This window comes from Natrinema soli (genome assembly GCF_028618695.1).
Map to the genome: position 1 here is coordinate 1 of NZ_JAQIVI010000832.1, position 2,001 is coordinate 2,001.

Annotated in this window: 2 protein-coding genes and 2 pseudogenes; all 4 read right to left on the reverse strand. The window is 67.6% G+C overall.

Going from position 1 to position 2,001, the window contains the following annotated elements; all coding sequences use genetic code 11:
• A pseudogene (locus tag PGX04_RS33635) lies at positions 1-292 on the reverse strand (hypothetical protein); the annotation flags it as partial.
• Between the two features lie 95 nt (positions 293-387).
• Positions 388-1,053, reverse strand: a complete 666-nt coding sequence (locus PGX04_RS33640) for a lactate utilization protein (protein ID WP_273742443.1) — start codon at positions 1,051-1,053, stop codon at positions 388-390.
• Positions 1,054-1,133: 80 nt separating this feature from the next.
• On the reverse strand, positions 1,134-1,448 hold the full coding sequence (locus PGX04_RS33645) for an Hsp20/alpha crystallin family protein (RefSeq protein ID WP_273742444.1): 315 nt from the start codon (positions 1,446-1,448) through the stop codon (positions 1,134-1,136).
• Positions 1,449-1,609: 161 nt separating this feature from the next.
• Positions 1,610-2,001, reverse strand: a pseudogene (locus tag PGX04_RS33650) (sulfatase); the annotation flags it as partial.

Genomic DNA, 2,001 nt, shown 5'->3' on the forward strand with positions numbered 1-2,001 from the left:
GCTCGAGCGACGCGGCCCCCGTATCCGTCGCGCGATCCGCGGCTGCCGCGCCTCGCTGTCGATCGGTTACGGTGTCCCCGTCAGATCCCTCGATCGGCGTCCGCCGCAGGTAGAGCAGGATCGGCGGCACGATGTAGGAGGCGAGCGCGAGCACGGCGAACCCGCGGTGAACGATCGTCAGCGTCCCGAAGGCGGTCATGCCGGCCGCCGCAACCGCGTGAACCCACGACTTGGCGTAGCGGCGAAAGAAGGGGACGAAGCCGTCGCCGGAGCGCGAATCGTGGGTGGCCATGATCGAATCTCGCAGCGTGGGTCTCCCTATCCGACTGGCGAGCAAAAACGTGCTGCAGGCACGCGGCGACGGCGTCTGGGAGCCGGATTGCCCGCTCAGAACCCGTGCGATTCGTCGATCAACACGAGCTGGGTTCGGTCGTCGATCCGCTCGTACTCGAGGGAGACCAGCTTGCCGACGACGCTGCCCTGGCCGTACACCTCCTCGGCGCGGGCGTCCTCGAGCGGATAGGCGAACTCGCGGACGCGCTCGACGGCCGTTTCCCAGTCGTCGACGATCTTGTTCGTGCTCCCGACTAGCAGCAGGGTCTCCGCGCCGAAGGGCCACGCGCCGACGGCGTTGCCGAGCGCGTTCGCCCCGAGGAGTTCGCCGCTCTCGGCGATCGCGTTGACGCTGTCGACGAAGACGTCCGCGGTCGTCGCTTCCCGGCGCGCTCGGGATCGTTCCTCGTCGCCGTCGATCTCCTGGATGCTGTTGTCGAGGTACTCGAAGCCGTCCGCGGCCTCGAGGTCGTCGGTGACACCGATCTCCTCGAGCGTCGTGGAGTGGCCGTCCATCACGTCGGCCCCCTCCGGAATTTCCCCGCGGAGGTGCTCGCGGGCGGCCTCGCCGTCGTCGACGACGTGCACCGCGATGTTTCGGTCCTCGACGTTCGAGACGGTCGTCTCGATCGTCTCGTCGTCGGGCTCCCGATCGAAGCGCGATTCGTCGACCGCGAGTTCGTCCGCGAAATCGTCTTTCGTGTAGTAGTCGTCGCTCATCGGGGTATCAGTGATTCGACGCCACGCGGGATCAACGCAGGGCAAGCGAATACCGGCGACGAGGGCCGAGCGGGGTCGGACTACCGCCAGCGTTCGACGGTCTCGAGGGTCACGCTGAGGACGCCGTTGTTGTAGACGGCCTCGCGGTCGTCGCCGAAGACGAGCTCGCGCGGGAGCGGCGTGACGGTTCGTTCAGCGTCGTCGTTAGTGTCATCGTCAGCGTCGTCGGAGGCGACCCCGATCCGGAGGCGACGCGCGCCGACCTCGACCGTCACGTCCTCAAGGGCGACGGGGGCGACGTCGACGGCGGCGCGTACCTCGTCGGCCCGCCCGTCGTAGACGATCTGCGTCGGGTACGGGAACGACGCCGTTTCGGGAGGCGAAGCGGAGGACACGAGCCCACGTTCCGACGACGGTCGGAAACGGGTCCGGGTGTACAGTTGTGCGTTTGATAGTCACGGTCCCGTCGCTGAACCCAGCTTCGCTGTCAGCACGCTTCAAAGCGTTTCTCGACCCCGTACTTGTCCGAGTATGATCTATCCTGCCGCACATACCGTCAGAGATAGCCGAGATCCGCGAGTCGCTCTTTGGTCCCCGCTCGCATCTCGACCTCCTCCGACGTGCCGTCCTCCGATGAGTCATCCGCCGACCCGTCGGTCTTCTCGAACGGCTCAAACCGTTCCTCGAGCCGCCTGCGAAGCGCTCGCACGCGCTGGGGCTCGTCGTCGCTGATATCGGTCCGCTCGAGCGGGTCGGTCCGGACGCGGTGGCAGCGCTCGAAGCCGTCGTCGCCGCGGACGTACTTGTACTCGTCCGTGCGGACCGCTCGCAGCCGTCGGTCGAACTTCCGGACGCGGTCCGGAATCTCGCCGAAGCGGGCCTCGAGGCGATCGATCGAGGGCTGCGGGGCGACGTACTCGGCGAAGACGGCGTCGCGGGGCTCGGCGG

Coding starts and splice junctions, on each gene's coding strand:
- PGX04_RS33640 (WP_273742443.1), bottom strand. CDS start 1,053: ATGAGCGACGACTACTACACGAAAGACGATTTCGCGGACGAACTCGCG.